17 protein-coding genes and 1 pseudogene are annotated in these 23625 nt (G+C 66.2%); 11 read left to right on the forward strand and 7 right to left on the reverse strand.

The window, feature by feature from the left end:
- Window positions 1–11 precede the first annotated feature (11 nt).
- The 7 genes from trbE to L0984_RS14695 all read left to right on the forward strand — a co-directional run bounded on the left by trbE (window position 12) and on the right by L0984_RS14695 (window position 8222).
- A complete protein-coding gene (gene trbE, locus L0984_RS14665) occupies window positions 12–2459 on the forward strand; it encodes a conjugal transfer protein TrbE (RefSeq protein ID WP_234194348.1) in 2448 nt (815 codons plus the stop codon).
- The gene (gene trbJ, locus L0984_RS14670; protein ID WP_255697369.1) at window positions 2456–3223 is read left to right on the forward strand and encodes a P-type conjugative transfer protein TrbJ; all 768 of its coding nucleotides are present in this window, start codon (window positions 2456–2458) and stop codon (window positions 3221–3223) included. Before trbE ends, trbJ begins: the two co-directional genes overlap by 4 nt.
- A gap of 306 nt (window positions 3224–3529) precedes the next feature.
- The gene (gene trbL / locus L0984_RS14675; protein WP_234194349.1) at window positions 3530–4906 is read left to right on the forward strand and encodes a P-type conjugative transfer protein TrbL; all 1377 of its coding nucleotides are present in this window, start codon (window positions 3530–3532) and stop codon (window positions 4904–4906) included.
- 10 nt (window positions 4907–4916) lie between these two features.
- On the forward strand, window positions 4917–5621 hold the full coding sequence (gene trbF / locus L0984_RS14680) for a conjugal transfer protein TrbF (RefSeq protein ID WP_234194350.1): 705 nt from the start codon (window positions 4917–4919) through the stop codon (window positions 5619–5621).
- Window positions 5618–6616 carry a P-type conjugative transfer protein TrbG gene (gene trbG, locus L0984_RS14685; RefSeq protein ID WP_234194351.1) on the forward strand — a complete coding sequence of 333 codons (999 nt, stop codon included), beginning with the start codon at window positions 5618–5620 and terminating at the stop codon, window positions 6614–6616. Before trbF ends, trbG begins: the two co-directional genes overlap by 4 nt.
- A gap of 53 nt (window positions 6617–6669) precedes the next feature.
- Window positions 6670–7932 (forward strand): TrbI/VirB10 family protein, encoded by a 1263-nt coding sequence (locus tag L0984_RS14690; RefSeq protein ID WP_234194419.1) that lies wholly within the window; start codon window positions 6670–6672, stop codon window positions 7930–7932.
- Window positions 7929–8222: a DUF2274 domain-containing protein gene (locus L0984_RS14695; RefSeq protein WP_234194352.1), complete on the forward strand. Its 294-nt coding sequence runs from the start codon at window positions 7929–7931 to the stop codon at window positions 8220–8222. The genes L0984_RS14690 and L0984_RS14695 overlap by 4 nt, the downstream gene beginning before the upstream one ends.
- A 466-nt stretch (window positions 8223–8688) precedes the next feature.
- On the opposite strand, the gene L0984_RS14700 is transcribed toward L0984_RS14695, so the two are convergent.
- Window positions 8689–9744, reverse strand: a complete 1056-nt coding sequence (locus tag L0984_RS14700; RefSeq protein ID WP_234194353.1) for a hypothetical protein — start codon at window positions 9742–9744, stop codon at window positions 8689–8691.
- 688 nt (window positions 9745–10432) lie between these two features.
- On the opposite strand from L0984_RS14700, the gene L0984_RS14705 reads away from it, so the two are divergent.
- Both L0984_RS14705 and L0984_RS14710 read left to right on the forward strand, forming a co-directional pair.
- Complete coding sequence (locus L0984_RS14705) at window positions 10433–15208, forward strand: CapA family protein (protein WP_234194354.1); 4776 nt, start codon at window positions 10433–10435, stop codon at window positions 15206–15208.
- On the forward strand, window positions 15205–16143 hold the full coding sequence (locus L0984_RS14710; RefSeq protein ID WP_234194355.1) for a hypothetical protein: 939 nt from the start codon (window positions 15205–15207) through the stop codon (window positions 16141–16143). The genes L0984_RS14705 and L0984_RS14710 overlap by 4 nt, the downstream gene beginning before the upstream one ends.
- Window positions 16144–16421: 278 nt before the next feature.
- Here L0984_RS14710 and L0984_RS14715 read toward each other — a convergent pair whose 3' ends face one another.
- Window positions 16422–16748 (reverse strand): hypothetical protein, encoded by a 327-nt coding sequence (locus L0984_RS14715; RefSeq protein WP_234194356.1) that lies wholly within the window; start codon window positions 16746–16748, stop codon window positions 16422–16424.
- Between L0984_RS14715 and L0984_RS14720 the strand changes: the two genes are divergently transcribed.
- Window positions 16738–16890, forward strand: coding sequence for a hypothetical protein (locus tag L0984_RS14720; RefSeq protein ID WP_234194357.1), 153 nt, complete (start codon window positions 16738–16740; stop codon window positions 16888–16890). The two genes, L0984_RS14715 and L0984_RS14720, sit on opposite strands and share 11 nt — an antisense overlap.
- Window positions 16891–17066: 176 nt before the next feature.
- Here the strand turns inward: L0984_RS14720 and L0984_RS14725 are convergent.
- From L0984_RS14725 to L0984_RS14745, 5 genes and pseudogenes are all read right to left on the reverse strand, one after another.
- A pseudogene (locus L0984_RS14725) lies at window positions 17067–17315 on the reverse strand (integrase core domain-containing protein); the annotation flags it as partial.
- Between the two features lie 583 nt (window positions 17316–17898).
- Complete coding sequence (locus tag L0984_RS14730) at window positions 17899–19386, reverse strand: efflux transporter outer membrane subunit (protein WP_370645983.1); 1488 nt, start codon at window positions 19384–19386, stop codon at window positions 17899–17901.
- Window positions 19383–20369, reverse strand: coding sequence for an efflux RND transporter periplasmic adaptor subunit (locus L0984_RS14735; RefSeq protein ID WP_234194358.1), 987 nt, complete (start codon window positions 20367–20369; stop codon window positions 19383–19385). Before L0984_RS14735 ends, L0984_RS14730 begins: the two co-directional genes overlap by 4 nt.
- 27 nt (window positions 20370–20396) lie before the next feature.
- A complete protein-coding gene (locus L0984_RS14740; RefSeq protein WP_076512038.1) occupies window positions 20397–20603 on the reverse strand; it encodes a DUF1656 domain-containing protein in 207 nt (68 codons plus the stop codon).
- A complete protein-coding gene (locus tag L0984_RS14745; RefSeq protein WP_234194359.1) occupies window positions 20600–22630 on the reverse strand; it encodes an FUSC family protein in 2031 nt (676 codons plus the stop codon). The genes L0984_RS14740 and L0984_RS14745 overlap by 4 nt, the downstream gene beginning before the upstream one ends.
- A 214-nt stretch (window positions 22631–22844) precedes the next feature.
- On the opposite strand from L0984_RS14745, the gene L0984_RS14750 reads away from it, so the two are divergent.
- The gene (locus L0984_RS14750) at window positions 22845–23582 is read left to right on the forward strand and encodes an AraC family transcriptional regulator (RefSeq protein WP_234194360.1); all 738 of its coding nucleotides are present in this window, start codon (window positions 22845–22847) and stop codon (window positions 23580–23582) included.
- Window positions 23583–23625 lie beyond the last annotated feature (43 nt).

The raw sequence follows: 23625 nt of genomic DNA on the forward strand, positions 1-23625 counted from the left end.
GACTGGGCTTCATGTTCAATCTGTCCGAATACCGCCGACGTGCCGACCAGCTGGCCGACTATCTGCCCTGGGCGGGGCTTGTGGCGCCGGGGGTCGTCCTGAACAAGGACGGCAGCTTCCAACGCACGGCCCGCTTTCGCGGCCCGGATCTGGACAGCGCCACGCCGACCGAGCTCGTGGCGACCACCGCGCGGCTCAACAACGCGCTGCGTCGTCTCGGTTCCGGCTGGGCGATCTTCGTGCAGGCCGAGCGGCGCGAGGCGGCCGGCTATCCCCACTCCGCATTTCCTGAGCCTCTGTCGTGGCTGGTGGACGAAGAGCGCCGCGCGGCCTTCGAGGCGTCGGACAGTCACTTCGAGAGCCACTACCACCTCACACTGGTCTGGCTTCCCGCGGAAGAGAACCGTACCCGGGCGGCGTATCTTCTCTACGAGAACCGGGCAGTTGAAGGCGTGGACTGGCGTGAGCGCCTGACGACCTTCGTTGCGGAGTCCGGGCGGCTGCTGGGCCTGATCGAAGGCGTGATGCCCGAGGTCGGCTGGCTGGACGATGCGCAGACCTTGTCCTTTCTGCACGGCTGCATCTCGGAGCACCGGCACGCGGTCGCGGTGCCCGAGGTGCCCATGTACCTGGACGTGCTGCTTGCCGACCGACCCCTGACCGGTGGCCTGGCGCCCATGTTGGGCAGTGAGCATCTGCGGGTGCTGACCGTCCGCGGCTTTCCGACATCGACCTGGCCCGGCATCCTGGACGACCTCAACCGACTAGGCTTTGCCTATCGCTGGTCGACCCGCTTCCTCTGCATGGACAAGGCCGAAGCGGAGCAGACGCTCGTGCGGCTGCGCCGGCAGTGGTTCGCCAAGCGCAAGAGCGTCATCGCGCTGTTGCGCGAGAGCGTGTTCCAGCAGGAGAGCCCGCTGGTCGATACCGATGCGAGCAACAAGGCCGCCGATGCCGACGCGGCGCTACAGTCTTTGGGCGGAGACCAGGTCGCATTCGGCTATGTCACAGCGACGGTGGTGGTGATGGATGCCAGCGCCGATGCAGCTGAAGAAAAGCTGCGGCAGGTTGAGCGGGTGATCCAGGGGCGCGGCTTCGTCACGATGCCGGAGACGCTCAATGCGGTGGAGGCCTGGCTGTCGTCTCTGCCCGGACACGTGTATGCCAACGTCCGCCAGCCTATCGTGTCCACGCTGAACCTGGCGCACCTGATGCCCGTGTCGGCCGTCTGGGCCGGGCCGGAGCGGAACGCCCATCTGGACGGCCCGCCGCTCGTGATCACCCGGACCGACGGAGCGACGCCGTTCCGGCTGGTGACGCATGTGGGCGACGTGGGTCATACGCTGGTGGTGGGGCCGACCGGCATGGGCAAGTCCGTGTTGCTGGCCACGCTAGCGCTGCAGTTCCGGCGCTATCCCGGGTCGCGCGTTCTGGCCTTTGACGTCGGGCGGTCCTTGCGCGCGACGATCCTGGGGCTCGGGGGCGAGCACTACGACCTCGGTGCTGAACATGGGATCGCCTTCCAGCCGCTCGCCCGCATCGATGAAGAAGGCCATCGCGCATGGGCGGCTGAATGGATAGAGGGGCGGCTGCGGCAGGAAGGTGTCGACGTCGGGCCCGCCGAGCGCGAGGCGGTCTGGCTGGCCCTGGGCAGTCTGGCCAGCGCGCCGGTCGAGCAGCGAACGCTGACCGGACTCTCGGTGCTGCTGCAATCCAGGGCCTTGCGCCAGGCGCTCGCGCCCTACGTGCTGGGCGGCGCCCATGGGCGGCTGCTGGATGCGGAGGCGGACAGGCTGGGCGATGCCGCCGTGCAGTGCTTCGAGATGGAGGCGCTGATGCCCAGCAAGGCGGCGGTGCTGGCCGTGCTGGGCTATCTCTTCGCGCGCTTCGAGGCTCGCTTCGACGGAGCGCCCACGCTGCTCATCATGGACGAGGCCTGGCTTTTCCTGGATGACCCGGTGTTCGCGGCACGGATCCGCCAATGGCTCAAGACGCTGCGCAAGAAGAACGTGTCGGTGGTCTTCGCGACACAGAGCCTGGCCGACATCCAGAACTCCAGCATTGCGCCGGCCGTCGCCGAGAGCTGCGCAAGTCGCATCTTCCTGCCCAATCCTCAGGCGACCGAGCCGCAGATCCGGCAGATCTACGAAGGCTTCGGCCTGAATGCGCGGCAGATTGCCATCGTGGCGACCGCCATCCCCAAGCGGGAGTACTACTACCAGTCCCGTCTGGGCAGCCGCGCCTTCGACCTTGGGCTGGGACCGGTGGCGCTGGCCTTCGCTGGTGCGTCGCGGCCCGAGCAGCAGCGGGAGATGGATGAACTGCTGCGCGAGCACGGCCGCGCTGCGTTCGCGCGGCAGTGGCTGCTGCATCAACGCCTTGGCTGGGCGGCTGAGCTTCTGGCTGCCTTCCCAGGTGCTGACCCTCAACCTTCCAACTTCGAGGAGAACTCCGCATGAAGCCATTTCGCATTCCCTCCCGTCCGCTGTGCCGTGTGGCGTTGGCGGCCGCTCTGGTCTTCGGCGCCGCAGCACCTGCCCACGCGCTCTTCGGGATCGGCGACATCGTGCTCGATCCCTCGAACCTGGCTCAGAACATCCTCACGGCCGCCAACACGCTGGAGCAGATCAACAACCAGGTGAAGCAGCTCCAGAACGAAGCGCAGATGCTTTCGAATCAGGCCAAGAACCTGACTCGCCTCGACTTCAACGCACTGGCACAGTTGCGCAGCACGCTGGCCACGTCGAACCGACTGATCCAGGAGGCTCAGAGCCTGGCCCAGGGCGTGCAGGCGATGGACGCGCAGTTCCGGGCGCTTTATCCGGAGGCCGTGGGTGTTTCCGTCTCGCAGGGCCAGATGGTCGAGGACGCGCGTCGGCGCTGGTCCCTGTCGTTGGAGGCGCTGCGCACCGCAGCGAAGATGCAGGCGCAGGCCGTGCAGACCTTCTCTTCGGACGAGCAGGTCCTGTCCGATCTGGTGGAACGCAGCCAGTCGGCGAGTGGCGCGTTGCAGGCTGCGCAGGCGACCAATCAACTGCTGGCGCTCCAGGCCCGACAGGCGATCCAGGCGCAGCAGCTTCAGCTGACCCAGGACCGTGCCAACGCGCTGGAGCAGGCGCGGCAGGCTGCTGCGCATGAGAGCGCGCGCGAGACGCGGCGCCGCTTCCAGGGCAGTGGCACGGCATACACCCCGTATCCGGTGAGCTTCCATGGCACTCCGTGAAGCGGTAGGCGCGCCGGGGGCGATCTACTGGCTCACGATGGGCATGCTGGTGGGGGCGGTACTGGGGCAGGGCGGATGCAGCCGGCAGGAGAACGCCGCAGCTCCCATGACAGCCGCGGCGCTTGCAGAGGATCCGCAGCGCTTGGCCGCCTTGCGCGCCGCATGTCGGCAACGCGATGCATCCGTGTCGGAAGCGCAGTGTGCGGCGGTTTCAGAGGCAGTGCGCCTGCGCTTTCTTCGCGCAGAGCCGTCGCCTTACGCGACATCCGTCTCGCCGGCGGCGCAGCCGGGCGGGGGTGCCGCGCCATGACCGACGTCGGGACCATCGACCGCTTCCTGGACGTCTTCTTCCGCTACATCGATTCCGGCTTCGGTCTGCTCCAGGGCGAGGTGCGCTTCCTGACCGCCACGCTTGTGGCCATCGACGTGACGCTTGCGGGACTGATGTGGGCGCTGGGCCATGCGAGCGGGCAGGGCGACGAGGTGATGGCGCGGCTCATCAAGAAGGTGCTCTACGTGGGGGCCTTCGCCTACATCCTCGGCAATTTCAATCGTCTGGCCGGGATCGTGTTCGACTCATTTGCGGGGCTGGGCCTGCAGGCCTCCCGCTCCGGTCTTTCGAAGGGGCACCTATTGCAGCCGGGCCGTCTGGCGCAGGTCGGCATCGAAGCGGGGCGTCCGATCATGAAGCAGATCGGTGATCTCACGGGCTTTCCGGAGGTCTTCGCCAACCTGGACATGATCGCGGTCCTCTTCCTGGCCTGGCTTGTGCTGATCGTGGCGTTCTTCGTGCTCGCCGTTCAGCTCTTTGTCACGCTGATCGAGTTCAAGCTCACCACGCTGGCGGGCTTCGTGTTGGTGCCGTTCGCGCTGTGGAACAAGACGGCCTTCCTTGCCGAGAAGGTGCTCGGGAATGTGGTGGCTTCGGGTATCAAGGTGCTGGTGCTGGCCGTCATCGTGGGCATCGGCTCGGGCCTGTTTGGCGAGTTCACTGCGGCGCCTGGGGAGGATCCCAGCATCGACCATGCGCTGGCCACGATGCTGGCGGCGCTGACCTTGCTGGGGCTTGGCGTCTTTGGCCCGGGCATCGCGACCGGGCTGGTGTCCGGCGCGCCGCAACTGGGCGCAGGTGCTGCAGCCGGTACTGCGTTGGGGGCGGCGGGTTTGGCCGTCGCCGGCGGTGCTGCCGCCGCGAGCGTGGGGTCAGCTGCGGCGGCTGGAGCGCGGCTCGCGCCCGGTGCGGCAGGCGCTGTCATCCGAGGCGGCGTCTCGGCCAGCCGAACTGCCACATCCCTGGCGCGTGAGGCCGGGACGGCATATGCGTCCGGCGCAGCCGGCAGCGGTGCTGATCCAGCCCGTGCTGCCGCAGCGGGCATGGCCAATGTGGCGCGTTCTGGCGCGAGCGCATTGGGGGCACGCCTGGTGACTGGCTCCAAAGCACTCGGTGAACGCGTGGTGGACTTCGTGGCTGAGGCGGCTGCACCCGCAGGGGCCGCATCGGGCGCGGCAGAGGCGGGGGACTCAAAAGCCCCCGCGGGCCAGGCACCGGAGCCGACCTGGGCGCGGCGCATGCGGCGGCGCCAGCAGATGGGGCATGCGGCCACCACAGCTGCCCACACCTTGCGCAGTGGCGATGCAGGTGGCGCCGGCACCGGCCCGAGCCTGCGCGATTCGGATTCCTGAGGAGCACAACATGCGTTTCAAGCGACCGGCCGTGCGCTATGCGCAATCGCCGCAACCCGTCACCCCGTACCAGGCCGCTGGCCAGGTCTGGGACGAGCGGATCGGGTCGGCCCGGGTGCAGGCCCGCAACTGGCGGTGGATGGCCTTCGGCTGCCTGGGACTGGCCCTGCTGATGGGCGGAGGCTTGCTGTGGCGCGCCTCTCGGGCGACCGTGACGCCCTACGTCGTGGAGGTGGACGCATCGGGCCAGATCCGCGCCGTCGGCGAAGCCGCAACGCCCTATCGGCCGACGGATGCCCAGATTGCACATCACCTCGCCCGTTTCATCACGCTGGTGCGCTCCCTGTCCATTGATCCGGTGGTTGTGCGGCAGAGCTGGACGGATGCCTACGACTACACCACGGATCGCGGCGCCGCCTCGCTGAACGGGTACGCGCGCGTCAACGATCCGTTCTCACGGGTGGGCAAGGAGTCCGTCACCGTGCAGATCAACAGCGTCGTCCGCGCCACCGAGCAGTCCTTCAATGTGCGTTGGACGGAGCAGCGTTTCGTCAACGGTGCGCCGGCCGGCATGGAGCGCTGGACCGCTTCGGTCACGGTCGTTCTGCAGACGCCGCGCACCGAGCAGCGCCTGCGAAAGAACCCACTCGGCATCTACGTCAATGGCCTGTCGTGGAGCCGCGAACTGGATGCCAATGAAGGAGTGAAGCCATGAATGTGACTTTGAGGGTCTGTGCCTGTGCGGCTGTCGCTATTGGGGTGGCGGGTTGTGCAAGTCGGGCCGCGCCACCGCCGGTCATTGCCTTGGACGAGCCGGTCGAGGCGACGCGGATTCCAGAGCCCGCAGCGCCTGCCGCAGTGGTCGAGGTGCCGCAGGTGCTGCCCATGCCTGGACAGTTGAAGCCATGGGACCCTGTGTTGCCGACACCGGCGGCACCTGAGCCAGCGGACGAGACGCAACGCGTTTCGCGAGCGAACGAGGCGGCGCGCGTCGCCCCGACGCGCGAGGGGTACTTGAACGCCATTCAGGTGTGGCCTTACAGCGAAGGCGCGCTGTACCAGGTCTATGCGTCGCCCGGCCGTGTGACGGCGATCCTGCTGCAGGCCGGCGAGGAACTCGTGACGGTCGCGGCCGGTGACACCGTCCGCTGGATCGTGGGGGACACGGTGAGCGGCGCGGAAGAGGCGGCGCGGGTGAGCGTGCTCGTCAAGCCGACCCGCCCCGACCTGAAGACCAATCTGGTGATCACGACCAATCGGCGGACGTATCTGGTCGAACTGACCTCGACCGAGAAGGCGTGGATGGCGTCGGTGTCCTGGGACTATCCAAAGGACCGCCTCATTGCGCTCAAGCGCGAGGCGGCAAAGGCGCGGGCTGCGGAACCGGTTGACGCCGGGTTGGCGCTGGAGCGGCTGCGCTTCCGCTACCTGATCCGCGGAGACAGCCCGCCATGGAAGCCACTGCGGGCTTTCGACGACGGGGAGAAGGTGTACATCCAGTTCCCCGCGGGCATCGCGCAGGGGGAGCTGCCGCCGCTCTTTGTGGTGGGTATTCAAGGGGATGCGCAGCTGGTGAACTACCGGTACCGGCCGCCGTACTACATCGTTGATCGGTTGTTCGGTGCGGCCGAACTGCGGCTCGGTGCCGACAAGGCCGACGTCGTGCGGATCGAGCGTTCTGATGGACGCGAACCCGGAGCGGGGTCGTGACGGCAGCGGTCGAGGAGGGCGGAGCACCTCCGCCGAAGGCTCCGACCGAGGGAATGGCGCTGCGCGCTCAGCCACGCGCCGTGGTGCGCCTGAACCGGCGAACGATGATCCTGCTCGCTGGAAGCCTGTCGGCGGGTGTGCTGGGTGCCATGCTCTGGTCGTTGGAGCCTCGGCTGCGAAAGCCAGGAGGAAAGCCGACCGAGCTGTACAACGTAGATCGTGTGTCACGGTCCGAGGGGCTGGGCAAATTGCCTTCGGACTATTCGCAGATGCCAGTTGCGGCTCCAGCCAGCCCCGCTTTTCCGCAGCTTGGGCCGCCGCTACCGGGCGATCTGGGGCCTGCCGTTCTAAAGGCAGGGCAGCCCATCAGCGCCCCGTACACGCCGCCTGGCCAAGACCTGCAGCAGGGTGAGCGGGATGCACTGCGCAAGGAGGAGGCACAGGCGCTGACTTCGGGGGTGTTCTTTAGGTCAAGCGGGCAACGCGCTTCTTCGTTGCGTGGCAGGACAGCATCGGCGGAAGGCGAGGGGACACCTGAAGCTTCGCTTGCTTTGGCTGGGCAGACGCCCGTTCGTGATGAAGGCTCTGCAATGGATGGGGTTGCGCCCGCCATCGATTCGCTTCTGGGTACTCCCCAACAGAACGACCACAGGGCGGCCTTCCAGAGCACTTCGGGCGGACATGCGCGCAACGCCGGCTTCCTGACGCTTCCAGCTTCTCCTTACCAGGTCATGGCGGGGACGGTCATCGCCGGTGCATTGGTCACTGGCATCCAGTCCGACCTACCCGGCGATGTCATCGCCAGCGTGACCGAACCCGTCTACGACACGGCCACCGGCCGCCTTCTGCTGATTCCGCAGGGCTCTCGAATCTTGGGGCGCTACAACAGCCAGGTGAGCTTTGGGCAGAGCAGAGTGCAGGTCGTTTGGCAGCGCCTCATCCTGCCAGACACCACATCACTTGTGCTGGACAACCTTGTCGGCGCGGACCCCCTGGGCAAGGCCGGGCTGGAGGATGGCGTGGACTGGCACTGGGACCGCGTCATGGCTGGTGCGGCGTTGACGACGTTGCTCGGCATCGGTGCCGAACTGGCGGCGCCCGAGAACCGAAACAGCGGCGACCGCGTAGTGATCGCGGGGCGCGAGAGCCTTCAGGACAGTGTGAGTCGGGCGGGGCAGGAGCTCACGCGGCGCAACCTCGACATCCAGCCGACGCTGACGGTGCGTCCCGGGCTGCCGGTGCGTGTCATCGTGAATCGGGATCTGGTGCTGCGGCCGTATCAGCCGCTATTCTTCGAAAGAAAGGCTTTTCCATGACATCGACGTCCAAGCTGCGACTCGGGCCCCTGCCCAAGTATGAGAGTGTCAAGGTGACCTTCTCCTGTCCCGTGGGATTGAAGAACGACCTCGAAAAATATGCAGACCTGCATGCCCAGACCTATGGAGAGGGGGTCGACGCTGTGGCGTTGATTCCCCATATGCTCGATGCGTTCATCAGTAGAGATCGCCTATTCAAGCGGGCCACAGCGGGTCCTGGCTTAACGGCCCGGCCTGCAATGGTGCCCACACCACCGTCCAGCACTGCTGGCCTGCACAACACCGTTTAAGTACTCGGCCTGACTGACGCGCTGTCGTGTGGTCTCGTACAGGGTAGCGATTGCTGCCGAAGCCTTGGGAAAGGGGCGTCTTTCCGGCGCCATCTAGAGGGTCATATCGCCGCTGAGTATGGCCTCGGCGAACCGAAAGGAGAGACCTTGGGGATTAAGCCTACGGGCTCGGCGGATCGACTCAACGGCTTCTTCACGCTGGCCCTGCAAGGCTTTAACTACACCGATTCCGCCATGAGTTTCGCCGAATGTTCTGTCCAGCAAGAGCGCGTGCTCGAAGACGGTTAGCGCCGCGGGCCAGTCGTTGAGAGCGATCTCGCAACAGCCCAGACCATGCCATGTCCCGATATGGGCAGGCAGCGGCCGGGGTGTTGCTCGTCCGACGATGCGCATATTCCTATCTCTTCCTGCGCGTGGGTGCGCCGGCGTTTCTGGTGAGGCTCGCGAGCCCGGGGCGCATCGCGCTTCAGGGGATCGACAAAAATCCCGTGATTTCTGGGTTGTTGACTCCGCTATTTATGACGGTCCGCTGGATGACTTTAAGCACTCGAGGGTTGTGTGCCGTGTCTTTCTGATCCGACTCCTGCCACCCGTAACTGGGCCAAGATTTGACGGCAGTCACGACGTTACTTTCAGCCTCCAACGACTGCAGGATGGATTTAATGAGCGGTGCACCTTTGAGTAGGCCATCTTTCATGATCGATGTTCCATCGACATATTTGAGATTTTTGACCGACGAGGGTAGGTCAACAACATTATTGGACGAGGCATCAACGAGTTCTATAAGTCGATTCCAAAAATCCATCGGATACGACTGAGAATAAACGTTGTTTTCCATGGACTGCGTAGTGCTTGGGAGCGGGGCAATGGCTGTACCGCTCGCGTATCCGTTGCGGATCAGATACTCAGCCCATCGGGCGGTCGCTTCGGTCAGCCATGACGGCTTGAACATTGAATAGGAATTCTGATAAACGTGAAATACCTCGTGCCCGACCACCGCCCATGTGCCGGGGAATATCTGCAAGTTTCTGGAGATTGAAATCAGCAATGCACAATCATTTCCTTTGATCGGCACATTAGGATAGACCGCCGGCTCGTCGTAAGTGATCCCGTTATTCGAGCCGATGTCTCTGACCGAGATGTCTATGTATTTGGCTGCCCGATATCTCGAGCTTTCTAGTGGATCGCGAAATCCCAAATTATTGAGCGCCTTCCGCATGAAATCGGCCTGCCGGGCGATATTCTCGACATAGTCTGGAACGCCGTTAGAATTGATGTCGGTGGTGTCTATGATCGCATTTGTTCCCGACGTGGAGTAGAGAATTCGGAATGGAGCCATTTCATATTTCTGCAGTGGCTCCGAATAAAATCCACTTGAGGAAGGTTCAATGGAACAGGCTTTGATGACTTCTTGCGCCTGGGCCGGCTTCAAAAGAAATGCGGATAGGAGAATGATGGCATAAGAATGAACTCCCAATCGAAACATGATTTGCTCCTGTTCGCTGCCAAAGGTGAGCACCATTATTCATCGGTAGGAAATTTCGCTGCGGAATACCCTGTAACATTTGGTTTGCATACTTTTTTCTAATTGTCCGGAGGATAAGATTATGGTCATGGATGATTGGCTGGCTGTGGGCCGGCAGAAGAGTTTCTAACCCTTATCGGCGGCAATGCGATGCGAATGGACAATCCCACGCGAGGACCGTAATCTGGTGAATCCTGGCAGGCAAACCGGCATCTGAACGACGGTAGTAGGGGAAGGGTCCGCGTACCCGGACCGGCCGTGCGAGCTGCGACCAGACCACAAGCGACCGTATCGTCTCGGTGGCGGACGAGCGCCGACGCTCTGGCCGCGGGCGCAGCGCAGTTCTGCTACGTTCCACAGGAACGAAAATCAATGGCGATCCTTTATTACGGCCCCTGTAACTCGGCCGACCCGTCGTGGTATCCACATGCCGTCCCAACCGGCCAGAGCCGGAGTTCAAGAGCCGAGCTCTCACTGCGAGCTCGCACGCCAAGTGGCACCACACCCCGAACCGGCTTGGCAAGTCCACGCAAAACGTTTACACAGAGCGCTACAACGGCAGGCCCGCGATCAATGCATACACCGAAGAAATTTCTCTTGACCCAACGGATGCCTTGAATTGAGTGCAAGCGATTAGGCAGCACGTCATCTTTTAGATACTCCTTCGCACCATCGTTTGCAGGCCATGCCCAATGACCCCAGCCATTCAACCTTCGACCTCATAGTCACGGCCCGGTCGGCGCTGTGGGAGGCGGAGCACCGATTGCAGGTGGGGCCAGCAACGCCAGAGGCCGGCTATGTGGCCTTCATCGCAGTAGGGGAGGACCAGAGCCGAGCGCAAGTCGTCATGGGGCGCGGCAGCGATGTCGACAAAGCGTGGGCAATGGTATGCGGCGCCATGGAGACACTGGCGCTGCCTGCCGGAAGGCCGCCGCAGCGCTTGCGTGCGGAGTTTGTGGATCGGGTCACGCTTCTTACCTGGGGAGCGCTCAAGGTGCGGTTGAGCGCCACGAAACGCAACTATTTCAATGAGGGCATCGCCTTTGACGCGCGATTTGAGTTCGCGCTACTCGCTCAGGAGATTCAGGGAAGTGCGATCCTCTACGACCACGAATCCGACCACGCGGTACCCAATTCCCAGCACCTTCGACTCCATGCGCAACGCCGCTTCGGCCGCGAGCTCGATTTCCCGTCCGACGATGCTGCACCAGTGTGGTGTTTCACTACCCGAGGGGTGTATGTCGACGAGCAGGGCGCTTGGCCGTTGACGGCCGAAGGGCCGGCGGCCGGCCTGCGCAAGCTGGATAACTGGAACGCGCATCAAGTGCGCGACATGATCGAACGCGGCGCCCGCTACCTCGCCGGGCAGGTTCTGCACACGGGTGAGTTCCGCTACGGGTGGCTGCCCTGCTTCGACCGCGCCCTGCCGTCGTACAACACCTTGCGCCACGCGAGCACGGTCTACGCGATGCTGGAGGCCTGGGCCCTCGTGCGCGACGATGCACTCAAGGCGGCCATCGACCGAGCGATGTCCCTGCTCACCGGTCAATTCATTCGGCCGGCGGTCTTGCCGGATGGCACCCGAGCTGCCTATCTGGTGGACGTGGGCATGGAGATCAAGCTCGGCGGCAACGGCGTGAGCCTGCTTGCCCTGACCAAGTACACGGAGCTGACCGGCGACCGTCGCCACCTGCCGCTGATGGAGCAACTGGCGCATGGCATCCGCCACATGCAGGACCCGGACAGCGGTGCCTTCGTCCACGTGCTTAACGCACCGCGGCTGGACGTGAAGGCGCGCTTTCGCATCATCTACTACGACGGCGAGGCGGCCTTCGGGCTGATGCGGCTGTACGCTCTCACGCGCGATGCGCGCTGGCTCGCCGTCGTCGAAAAGGCCTTCGACCACTTCATCGCCGAAGAACACTGGCGGGCCCACGACCACTGGCTGAGCTACTGCGTCAACGAGCTCACCCGCCATCGGCCCGAGCCGCGCTATTACCGCTTCGGCCTGCAGAATGTGGCCGGCCATCTGGATTTCGTGGCGCAACGCATCACCACCTTTCCCACGCTGCTCGAACTGATGATGGCCGCGCACGAGATGGTGCAACGGATGGACGCCGATGCCGCCCTCCGGCCTCTGCTGGCCGAGCTGGACCGGGAGCGCTTCGCCCGGGCGCTGGAATGGCGGGCGCGCCACCTGGCCAATGGCCACTTCTGGCCCGAGCTGGCGATGTTCTTCTGCAACCCCGGACGTATCGCGGGGGCCTTCTTCATCAAGCACCATGGTTTTCGGGTGCGCATCGACGACGTGGAGCACTACCTCTCGGCCTATGTGGCGTATCACGGCCTCTGCCAGGCCCGGGAGGCAGAGGTGGCGCAGGCGGCCGGTACCGGCAGCGTCATCTGGGGCGGCGACGTGAACCTCGGCCGCCGACAGCACTACCGCCTGCACGAACTCGGCGGCGCGCGGCGCATGCTGGGCGACATCCCCGCGCTACAGGAGGCGGACCTGCGGATCGTCAACCTGGAGTGCGTGGTGGCCACCGTCGGCGAGCAGGGTGTGGACAAGGGCGAGAAGTCCCCCTACTACTACCGTGCGCGTCCCGAGATGCTGGCCGTGCTCACCGAGGCCGGTATCGGCATGGTCGCCACCGCCAACAACCACAGTGGCGACTACGGGCCCGAGGCGCTGCTCGAGCAGCAGACACTGCTCGAGCGCGCCGGCATCGCCCACGCCGGGACGGGGCCGACGCGCGAGGCAGCGCTCCGGCCGGCCTTTGCGCAGGCGGGCGGCCTGCGCGTGGCCCTGTTCTCGCTCGATGCCACGCAGCCCGCCTTTGCGGCCACCGATGGGCGCGCGGGCGCCGCCTGGCTGTCGCTGGACGACCCGGCTGCTTGGACGGCCACGCTGATGCCACGCATCGCGACCGCACGTGCCCAGGCCGACGTGGTCCTGGTGGCCGTCCATTGGGGCGCCAATTTGGAGGAAGAGCCTTCTGCCGCCAAAGTGGTCGTCGGCCACGCGCTGATCGACGCCGGCGCCGACGCAGTGCTTGGCACGTCGGCGCATGTGCTGCAGGGCATCGAGGTCTACCGAGGTCGGCCCGTTCTGCACGATGCGGGCGACCTGTTGTTCGATTCGGTGCGGGATGACTTCGGCGACTCGGGCATCTTCAGGCTGTCGCTGAGCCGGCGCGGTGTGGAGGAGGTGCGCTTCACCCCCGTTGGCGTGGGCTTCGGCGTATCGCGCCAACTGCATGGCGAGGCGGCGCAGACGCTCGGCGCACGGTTCGCGGCGCAATGCCGGAGGCTTGGCACGGCCGTCAAGGCGGGCCGAGACGGTGATGTGCGCGTTTCGCTCTCGCCTCCCGGTCGGCCCGCGGCGAAGGAGGATGCGGCGCGCTCCGCCGCCCACGCCGTCGAAGCGGCGGCGATGCGTCCTCCAAGTTCCATGCCTCTGCAGCCGGCGGTCCCGCTGTCCCTTCCCCGGCCGGAATGGTGGGTGTCCGCCGTGCCGGAAGACGCACGTGTGACCCCCCTACAACTCGGGCCCCTGCGGCTGGTGGGCCTGCGCTGCGCGCCGCGACAGATGGTCGGCCGGCAACTGCTCTGGGTCGAGTCGTTCTGGACCGCCGATGCACCGGTAGCGGGGGACGTGCGCCTGGGCTTTCGCGCTGTGCCGATGCGCAGCCGCCGCATGCCCGCATGGGGCAACGGCATGGACCATGACCCCTGCGACTGGATGTGGCCCACGAGCCGCTGGGAGGCTGGGCGCATCTACCGTGACCGGTATGCCCTGCGCGCGCCGCGTCCCGCGCTGCTCGAAAGCGATGTGCTGCACCTGGAGGTGCGTGTATGCGGCACGCTGCCGGAGCTGCCGCCGCCGCGGCGCCTGCCGTTGTGGTGCGGTCTTCGTGTGCCGGCACCGCCGCTGCTGCTGCCGGAGGCGCCCGCGCCCGTGCTGTGGGCCGATCGGCCCGGTGCCGCGGTCGAGTCCACCGCGGTCTGGACGGCCGAGTCGCTCCAGCAGGCCACGGGCGGCCGCTGGCGAGTGCAGCCGCCACCTGGCTGGGCCGTTCGCGCGGTGGTGCGCGGCCCCCAGCATCTGAGCCTGCGGCCCGGGCCGGCGCTGATGGTCGCCTCCGACTACCGGACACTGGCCCGGCACGAGAACTACAGCCAGCCGCGCAGCGACAACTGGGATCGGCACGACGATGTACCGGCCCTGCAGCACCGGCTTGCGGGGGCCATCGTGGCGCGCGCGGTCGCGGGGCTCGATCCGGCCTTTCCTTTGCTGGAGGTCGGCGATCCCATCGCCGCCCTCATTGCCCTGGGCGCCGCCGCGCGCGAGCGCTTCACGGGGCGCGTGGTGGGCGTGACCGGCACGGTCGGCAAATCGTCGACCATCGCGATGCTGCGCGACCTGCTGCCACAGCGCGCCCGCGTGCTGACAACCCTCGACAACTACAACTCGCGCGTGGGCGTCCCTGCCACGCTGGCGAACCTAGCGCCCGATACGGACGTGTGCATCCTCGAAATGGCCCAGAGCAGCCTGTGGATGGATCGCGGTCCGATCTCGCTCCTGGCACGGCCGCATGTGGGCATCCTGACGGAGATCGGTGTGTCGCAGACCCGGCAGACTGCCACGGTCGAGCGGACGGCCATGTTCAAGGCGCGCCTGTTTCTCGGCCTGGAGCCCGGAGGGGTGGCCATCGTTCCCGACCACATCCCATGTCTGGAAGAGGTGCTGGCGACGGCCGCCTGCGCCGCTGGGGCGGTGTGGCAGGTGGGGCGCAGTCCGCAGGCCCATGTACGCCTTCTCGAGGCGATGCCAGAACCTGGTGGCGCCTGCCGGGTGCATCTGCGCATGGATGGACGACGCTACGCCTACCGCTTTCCTGTCGAGAGCGAGGGCCTCCTGCGCAACAGCCTCCTGGCTTTTGCGGCGTTGGTGGCCCTCGGTTTCGACGGGGAGGCGGCCTGCGAGCGGATGCCCCATGTCCGGCTGCCCGCCTCCGTACTGCAGGTTCATGCGTTGAACACCTGCGCCGGGGTCCAAGCCACACTGATCGACGACAGCTGGAACGCCGAAATTCTGTCGATGCGCAACGCCATGGCCCTGGTGCGCGACTGGCGCCGCACCGACGCCGGTCCGGTCGCGCGCAAGATCGCCGTGCTGGGGCGCATCGTCAACCTGGGTAAGGCCGCGGAGGCCATGCACCGCAGCCTGGCCGCGCCCGTCCTGCACGCGGGACTCGATTGGGTGGTGACGCATGGCGAGGAGATGCGGTGGCTGCGCGAGGAACTGCCCGCCGCCATGCTCGGCCCGCACTTCGAGGACGCAACGAAACTGGTGGCCTATCTGAGCGAGATGCTGCGGGACGGCGATCTGGTGCTCGTCAAGGGGGATCGGGTCGGCTCGGACTTCGGCCGCATTCCAGGGCTGCTGCTGACGCCATGAGGATGCAAGCCGTCGGCCTGTCGTGTCGGGCATGGGTGGGATGCCTGTTGATGGCCTTCGTGCCGGCCGCCACCGCGCAACGCGCGGACGTGGGCCTGGGCGTGGCGGCGTCCGTGGATGAGGCCTTGTCCTGGAACCGGCCTGCAGACAGGGCGCGCTGTCCCGACCGCGCGAGCTACCTGTGGGTGCAGGCGGTGGAGGGCTCCGCCTGCATCCGCTACTTCGCCAGTGACGACATCGACGGGTCGCCACTCGTGATCGTGCAGTTGTCGGGCGACCGCGACAGCGTCATGGACCTGCCGCCCACGCGCATTCCCGGCAATACAGAGGCGCTACGCCTACGCGATGCGCGGCGCAGCCGCCACATCGCTGGTGTGCCCTGGGTCTTCGTGGCACGTCCTGGGCTCTATGGCTCTTCGGGCGACCATCGGCAGCGTCGCCGGCCGGTGGAATTCCACGCGCTCGATGCGGCGCTCGATGCGCTGGTGCGACGCCATCGGATTCAGCGCATTGTGCTGCTGGGCCACAGCGGGGGAGCCACCGCGGCCGCTGCCCTGCTGACCCTGGGGCGGCGCGATGTGGCCTGCGCGGTGCTCACCTCGGGCGCCTATGGGCTGCTCGAACGCGCCCGCTTGCTTGGCCGCTCGACGGGGGGCCGTACAGACACCACAGGCAGCACGGACTTCTACGATCCGCTCGATCATGTGAACGGCATCGCGGTCGACCCGGCACGCCGCATCGTGCTGATCGGCAATCCGGACGACCGCAACACCCCCTTCGCACTGCAGGCGCGCTTCGCCGATGCCGTTGCCCGTGCGGGTCACCGGGTGCTGCTCCAGACCTACTCGGCGGAGCCTCCGGAATTCCACGACTTGCGGGACGGCATCGGCTCCAGCGTGGCTACTCAGTGCGCAAAGGAGTCGGTAGCCCGGTGAGGTTCGCTCACCGATGCGCTGCTGGCGTTGCACAGCAAGGGCCTGACCCACCAGGACCTGATTGCGGGCATCGGCTTCGACCAGATCGTGGACGAGATCCGGCAGGAGCGCGCCGAGGACTACCTTCGGCAGGCCGAGCGGGGTGGATGCGAAGCGGTGGACGCTCCAGCCGGGCATCATGGCGACGCTCAACGCCATCGGTGCTCGTTCAAGTACTCGTCGCGGAACTTGCCGTTGCGTGGCTCAGCCATGCAGATAGCGGAATGCCCGTTCGGGCGTCAGCGGCAGTTCGCACGGGCCGCGGTGGCCACCGAAGGCGTCATGCACTGCGTTGGCGATCGCTGCAGGAATCGGGATGGTGCCGCTTTCACCCACGCCTTTGGCGCCATTGAGCGAAAACGGCGAGTCTCGGTATGGGTGACATCGAAGTCACCCAGATCGCTGGCGAACGGCAGGCCGTAGTCGTGCAGCGACCAGGTCAGGGGCTGGACATCGGCGAAGTAGACGATCTCTTCCGACAAAGTGGTGCCCACGCTCTGCATGGCGCCCGCCACGCCTGCCGCAGCGTCCGCCACGGGCGGCAGCACCACATACATGGTCAACATCACGTTGCCCGATGGCACCACGGGCGCCGTCAACGCCGCAACGGCAAACGATGCGGAGAACCTCTCCAAGTTGCTTCTCGGCTCGGCTCGGCGCGTCGGGTCGCGTCTATTTGACGCCGCTGTCAAGGCATTTATTTTCTGACAGCTAATTGCGCAAATGCTGAACGAGTAAATTCGCCTGCGCCATTCGATGCGCATGGTGGATTTATCAATTGCGCAATGCGCCCGTGCGCATTTGCGCAAGGATTTCGCACAAACCCTGACCTGCCCCCAGAACCCGTACCAGTCGATTTGAGGAATCCGCTGGGTTGAAGGAGATTACTCCTGGTTTTGTTGCGGCGCCGGCACGGCGCCGCCGGCTGTTTTGCGATGCTGGGCCGCGAACTTCGCAGGCGGCATCCGCCCGCAACTGCTGTGCGGGCGCACCTCGTTGTAGTCGGTCCGCCAGCGTGCAATCTCGTCGCGCGCCTGCTTCAAGCTTTGGAACCAATGCTCGTTCAGGCACTCGTCGCGGAACTTGCCGTTGAAGCTCTCGATGTAGGCGTTCTGCGTGGGCTTGCCCGGCTGGTTAGCCATGGCGATGAAGTTGACGCTGGTCCTGAGGCTATGCGCAGCGCGTTTGGCTTGCCGCGGTTCATTGCCCCGACGAAGGCATTGCTGCGGCGATCGGTCGTTCCGAGCGGGCTTGCGCAGGCGGCTAGATCCCTCGGTGGGATGGCCCCGCAATCTAACGAAGAGCAGGGGGTTCCAGGGCAAGTTCGAGCGGGCTAAGATGCAATCTGATCGACGATAAGGTCGAAGGTGTCGCTCCCGCGCAAATCGCTCCATAACCCGCGCCAGCAAAAGATTTGCGCCTTTGACGGTAAAATCGACGGTAAGGCCTAATGTCGATCTACGCCATTCCCTTTAACCATGCGGGTTTGGGTGGCCTGTTGATGATCGAGTGGGAGTGACGCTGAATCGCTGCAGCACGCCGCGCGATGGATTGCAGCTGGCTCCCCTGTCTACGACCACTGGCGCCCGCACCCGGCGCTGACCATGGCGCTCGAGATCCCGAGCATTGATGCTGGGATCGTCACGCGCGCACGATTCGATGCGCCGTTGCGGAATTCCGGATGCCTCACTGAAGCTCGTCGCGTGGCCTTGTTCTTCAAGGCTTGCCGGCCGGCCGTCGCCCGGGCCGGCTTGTGGGCGAGTAGTCTGCCGCTTGTTCCCAGCCGCCTCCCAAGGCCATGAACACGGCAATCTGGTACTGCGCAATCTGCGCATCCGAGACCGCCAGCGAAGCCTCGTGGGAGGCCAGCGTGCGTTGCGCATCCAGCACATCGAGCTGGCCGATCTTTCCGCTGATCAGAAGCGCCCGGGACTGCTCTGCCACGATCAGGCTCTGGTCCCGTGCGGCGGCGAGCGCCGCATGGCGATCGAGCTCCCGCGCGTAAGCGTCCAGTGCGGTCTCGACTTCGCGCAGCGCATTGAGAACGGTGCCGTCGAACCGTGCGAGCGCACCTCGCGACGTTGCTTCGGCTTGGCTGATCCGCGCGCGGGCCACACCGGTGTTCGGAACCGTCCAACTGATCAGCGGACCAACGCTGTAGCTGAAGGTTTCACGGTTGGCGAAGCGTCCGAGAAAGCCTGACGATCCCGATGTCAGACCCAGTGTCACCTTGGGATAGAGATCGCCCGTCGCCACACCGATTCGTGCGGTGGCCGCTGCCAGGCTTCGCTCGGCCTGCCGCACGTCGGGCCGACGTCCAAGCAGCGCGGCGCCATCGCCGACCGGGAGCAAACCGGCCACATGCGGAGGCTGCTCGCACTGGCGGACGGCATGAGGAAAGTGGCGCGGCGGCGCACCCGTGAGCGCGGCAAGCCGATACAGGGCCTGCTGGCGTTGGGTTTCCAGCGGAGAAATCGCGGCGCGCAGGGCTTCAAGCTGAGCGCGCGTACGCGCGGTGTCCATGGCGCTGGCCTTGCCCGCGCGTTGCAAGCGCTGCGCGAGCGCGAGCGCCTCCTCCTGCAAACGTACCGACGCCTGCGCCACGCGCAACTGCAGACCGGCCGAGCACGCCGAAGCGTAGGCCTGTGCCGTGCCGCCCGCGACGCTCACGCGCACGACATCCACCGCTGCGCGCGCGGCGCCTGCATCCGCCTCGGCAGCGTCGATGGCGCGCCGCAGCTGCCCGACGAGGTCCAGTTGATAGGACACGGCCACCCCCGCGCTGTAGTTGGCTCGGCTCGGCGGCGCTTGATCCTGCTGCAGGACGGACAAGCCCGAAGCGTGACCAAAGCCCGGCCCGCCCTGGATGACGACCGATGGCTTCTCGCTGCCGTGCGCCTCGCTCCCGATCGCCGCGGCACGCTCGAAGTTGGCGAGGGCTTGCCGCAGATCGGTGTTGTGCGCCAGGGCCTGGGTGATCAGGTCGTCGAGCTGCGGGTCGTCGAAAAGGCGCCACCAGTGCGCGGGCATGGTTGCATCTGATGTGGCGGCGCCACCCGAGAGGAACGGGCCTGCCGCCGCGGACTGCTCTGCGGTGAGCGCTGCTGGCGCGACGTAGTCGGGGCCGACGGGAACCTGGGCACAGCCAGCCAGCATCCCACATGCGGCAGCGATTGTTCGAGCGAGGACACGAAGCGGCGTCATGACCGCGGCTCCCGAACGCCGGCCTCGGCGGCGGTGGCCGCTCCCCGACCCTCCATCACCTCGACGGAGACGGTCTGCCCGACGACCAGACGAACGTGGGCCGGCAGCGGATCGAGCTTCACCCGAACCGGAACACGCTGGGCGAGCCGCACCCAGTTGAAAGTGGGATTCACGCTGGACAGCAGGTTGGCGCCGGTGCTGCGGTCGCGGTCGCCGATACCAGCGGCAATGCTGTCAACCGAGCCTTCGAGCGAGGGTGCGTCCATCGGGGTCACGCGTACCCGGTCGCCCAGTCGGATGCGCGAGAGCTTGTTCTCCTCGAAGTAGCCCTCGACGTAAATGGAATCATCCGCCACCAGCGCCAACGCGGCGTGGCCGGCCGTCGCATAGGCGCCCTGGCGCAGATCGAGATTGGTGACACGACCTGCCGCGGGTGCGCGCACATCGGTGCGCTTGAGGTTCAGGCGGGCCACATCGAGCGTTACCTCCGCCTGGCGCAGGGCCGTCTCGGCAGCCCGCAGCGCTCCCTTGGCTTGCTCGACACGCAGCCGCGACTGCTCGCGCACCTCCTGCGCGACGAGCCCCTCCAGCTCGTCGTTGCGGCGGCGCTCGCGTTGCGCCTGGGCCAGTGCGACTCTCTGATTGCCGATGACGATCCGCTGCGCGGCGACGGCAGCCTCGGCCTGCCGCAGGGCGAGCGTGAAACGGGCTTCATCGATCGAGAAGAGCAACTCGCCGGCCACGACCGGCTGGTTGTCGCGCACCGCCACCTCGGCCACCATGCCGGACACATCGGGCGCGACCTGGACGACGTCTGCCCGCACCCGGCCGTTGCGTGTCCAGGGGGCAAGCTCGTAGTGGTCCCAGAGTTGGAGGGCGGCCGAGCAGGCGGCGACCGCGACCAGCGCGGTCAGCAGCATCCGCAAAAGGGATGGAGTCCGGCGCAGCAGCCAGTGGGGAAGACGGACGGATGTGGTATTCATGGTCGATCAGCAGGACAACGGGTCGGTTCAGGAGGAGAGGGCGCCGGTCAGCCTGACCAACGCATAGAGCGACAGGAGATACAGCCCCAGGTCGAAAAGCGGCGGGTGCCACACCCACCGGTAGGCACCCACGAGCGACAGCAGGCGGCGAACCCACCAGGCGCATGCCATGGCGCCTCCGGCGAGCAGGAGCAGACCGGGAACGTAGATGCCGAAAACGCTGGTCTCGATCATGGTTGGAGGTCCGAAGGCGCTGAAGGAAAGAGGTCCCTGCGCAACCCCACGAGGGCCGACACAGCGGGCTCGCATGCGGTGCTCGCAAGGCAAAGAGCCAGCAGCCGGTCGATAACCGGCAACAGCGCGTCGAGCCGCCGCGGCGACTCCGTGGCTTGGGCGAGGAACGCGCGCTCAAGGCCGACCAGCAGCTCGCGCACCGGCGTTTCGGGCAGCAGGTGGCGCTGCTGCCGAAGGACGGCGACGCTCGCGCCCAAGCGAAGTTCGCGCATGGCGAGCTGCGCCGCCTGGCCGCCGTGATCTGCGGCGCTGCCGGCCGTGCGCGGGACCAGCAGCGCGATCCGGTCCAGCATGCGGCCGGCGAATGCGTCACGCGCCAATGCGGGTCCTGGCCGTGCCGCCGTGCCGGCCATCCCGGCAAGGTCGCGCCAGGTGGCCCGGTGGATGCGCCGCCCACTCCATTCGCTGCTCACGCTGCGCACGATGGCGGTGACGCGCGCGGCGATCAGGGCACCGGCGAAGAGCGCCAGATTGCTCTCGAGAAAGCTGACCCAGTCGGCACTGGCGATGTCGTGCAGGGCCAGCGTGCCGGCCACGCCGAAAAACATGCCCAGGGCCGTGAGGCTGCTTGCTGGACGAGCGAGGTAGCCGCCCACGACCAGGAACAGCGGCGCGATACAAAGCACCAGCATGCCGAAGTCGTGCGCCAGCGGCATGACGCCGAGGATGTAGAAGGCCGACACGGGCATCGACCACAGCAGCGCGACCAGGAACTTGTGCATGCCCGGCAAAGGGTCGTCCATGGTCGCGAAGAAACTGCAGAAGATCGCTGCCGCCATGGCCATCGACGATCCCGCCCGCCAGCCGCTGAATATCCAAGCCGCGCATGCAGTGCAGGTGGACAGCACCACGGTGAACGCAGAACGCATCGCCAGGCCTCGGTCCACGTGAAGGACGGAAGGCCGCGAAGGCTTTCCTCGCTTCGGATGTGGTGCATGGCCAGCCAGACCGGCGGCAATGTCGACGCGAAGCGCGTGGCACCGGCGCCATCCGGCGACCAGTTCGTCGACGTGGGCGGCCACGCCGATGTTCAGCGAACGCACCCAGGAAGAGTTCCGCTGGTCGGCGCCCTCCAGTCGCGCCGCCTCCCGAACGCCGTCCAAGGCGCCGGTCGACACGTCGGCGCCGAGGCCGGCGCTGTTTTGTGCCATGGCCCGTGCGATGCGGTTGGGCACGCCGCCCGTTGCATCGCGCAAGCCGGCGAGCTGGTCCTCCAGGGCCGAAAGCGAAGGTGTGAGTGCCGCAAGGCCATCGTGCAGCTCGCCCACGGCATGGTGGGTCCATCGCAGGCCGCTGGTATCAAAGGGCACGTGGGTGGCCAGCAGGCGCAACTGGGTGATGTCGGTGGCGATGCGCCGCCTGTCCTGCGCCAGCCGCGCCCGAAGCTCATCGTCGGTATCCGGGCTCAGCAGGTCGCCGGCCCATCGGCGCACGTCGCCCAGCGTGCGGTCGACAAGCCCAAGAAGCGAAGGCGCAAGGCTGGCGGGTAACACGATGCTGTGCACCAGGCTCGCGCAGACGATGCCGAGCGCGATCTCCTCGGTCCGGGCGACGGCGGTGTCGAACATCGACGCGGGTGCGTCCACCAGCGGAAAACCGATCAGGGCCGCAGAGTAGCCTCCGAGCATGAACGCATAGGAGCGCGCGCTTCGGTCCATCAGCGACAGGCAGAGGCACGCGCCAACCCACAGCGCCAGGGCAAGCGACAGAAGCACAGGCGCCCCCGACAGCGATGGAATCAGCACCACCGTGGCTGCGCACCCCAGCAAAGTGCCGCACAGGCGGTACAGCGACTTCGAGCGCACATGGCCCGCCAGGGGGTGGGCCACGATGTACGCGGTCATCATGGACCAGAAGGGCCGCGGCAGCCCGAAACGGCTGGACAGGTACAGCGCGAGCATGGCCGCGGCAAAGCTCTTGAGCGAAAAGAGCCACTCCTGCCTTGAGAAAGCGGGCCACGCGGTCATGCGGCACCCCTGGAGAGCGGGTTCGACACGGTCGATGCGGCCCCGTCGTTGTTGAGAATGGTTTGCATGTAGAGATGCTAGGCATCGGCAAACTCGTCAGAAATCGTAAACTTGGACAGATGATTTCTTTTTTCGGTCATCCAGGGTGAGTCGGCCGGTCCGTCCGACGTCTCGCGCCAGCCTCGACCTGCACTACGAGCCGTCGGTGCCGGTCATGGCACATCGTGTGGACGTCCAGGAACGCGAGCGCGAGGTTCCGGTTCACAGGCATCGCTCCGGCCAGCTGGTGATGGCGCTGCGCGGGGCGGTCTCGTGCGACGTGCCCGGTGCGATGTGGATGGTTCCGCCCCAGGCGGGCGTGTGGATTCCGGGCGGTACACCGCACAGCAACCACGGCACGGCCAACGCGGTCATCTATTACCTGTTCGTCGCGCGCGAGGCGGCGCCCTTGCCCGCCAGTTGCTGCACCCTGCGCATCAGCCCGATGCTCAGCGAGATGATTCAGTACTTGGCAGCGCAGCCGCCCTCCTATGAGGCCGGCGGGCCGACGGACCGGCTGGCGCGGGTGCTGCTGGACCAACTCTGCGCCATGCCCGCAGAAGAGGTCTCGCTGCCTTTGCCTGAGGACACCCGCCTGCGGCAGGTCTCGCGAGCCATGATGCGAGACCCGTCTGACCGCCGTACCCAGGCGGATTGGGCCCGCCATCTCGGCATGAGCGAGCGGACGTTGAATCGCCTTTGCACGTCGCAGACCGGCCTGAGCTTCGGGCGGTGGCGACGCCAACTGCACATGATGGTCGCGCTTCGTGAGCTGTCTGGCGGCGCGACCGTGCAGCAGGTCGCCTACGACCTTGGCTATGAGTCGCCCTCGGCCTTCATCACGATGTTCAAGAAGGCCTTTGGCAAGCCTCCGGCCACGTACATCAATGACCGGCTGATGGCCGGAGGATGAGGGCCTTCAGGGGACTTTCATCTGCTGGCCGCACGCGGTGCCT

The organism is Pseudacidovorax sp. NFM-22 (assembly GCF_021401245.1).
In the GTDB taxonomy this organism is placed as follows: domain Bacteria; phylum Pseudomonadota; class Gammaproteobacteria; order Burkholderiales; family Burkholderiaceae_C; genus Xenophilus.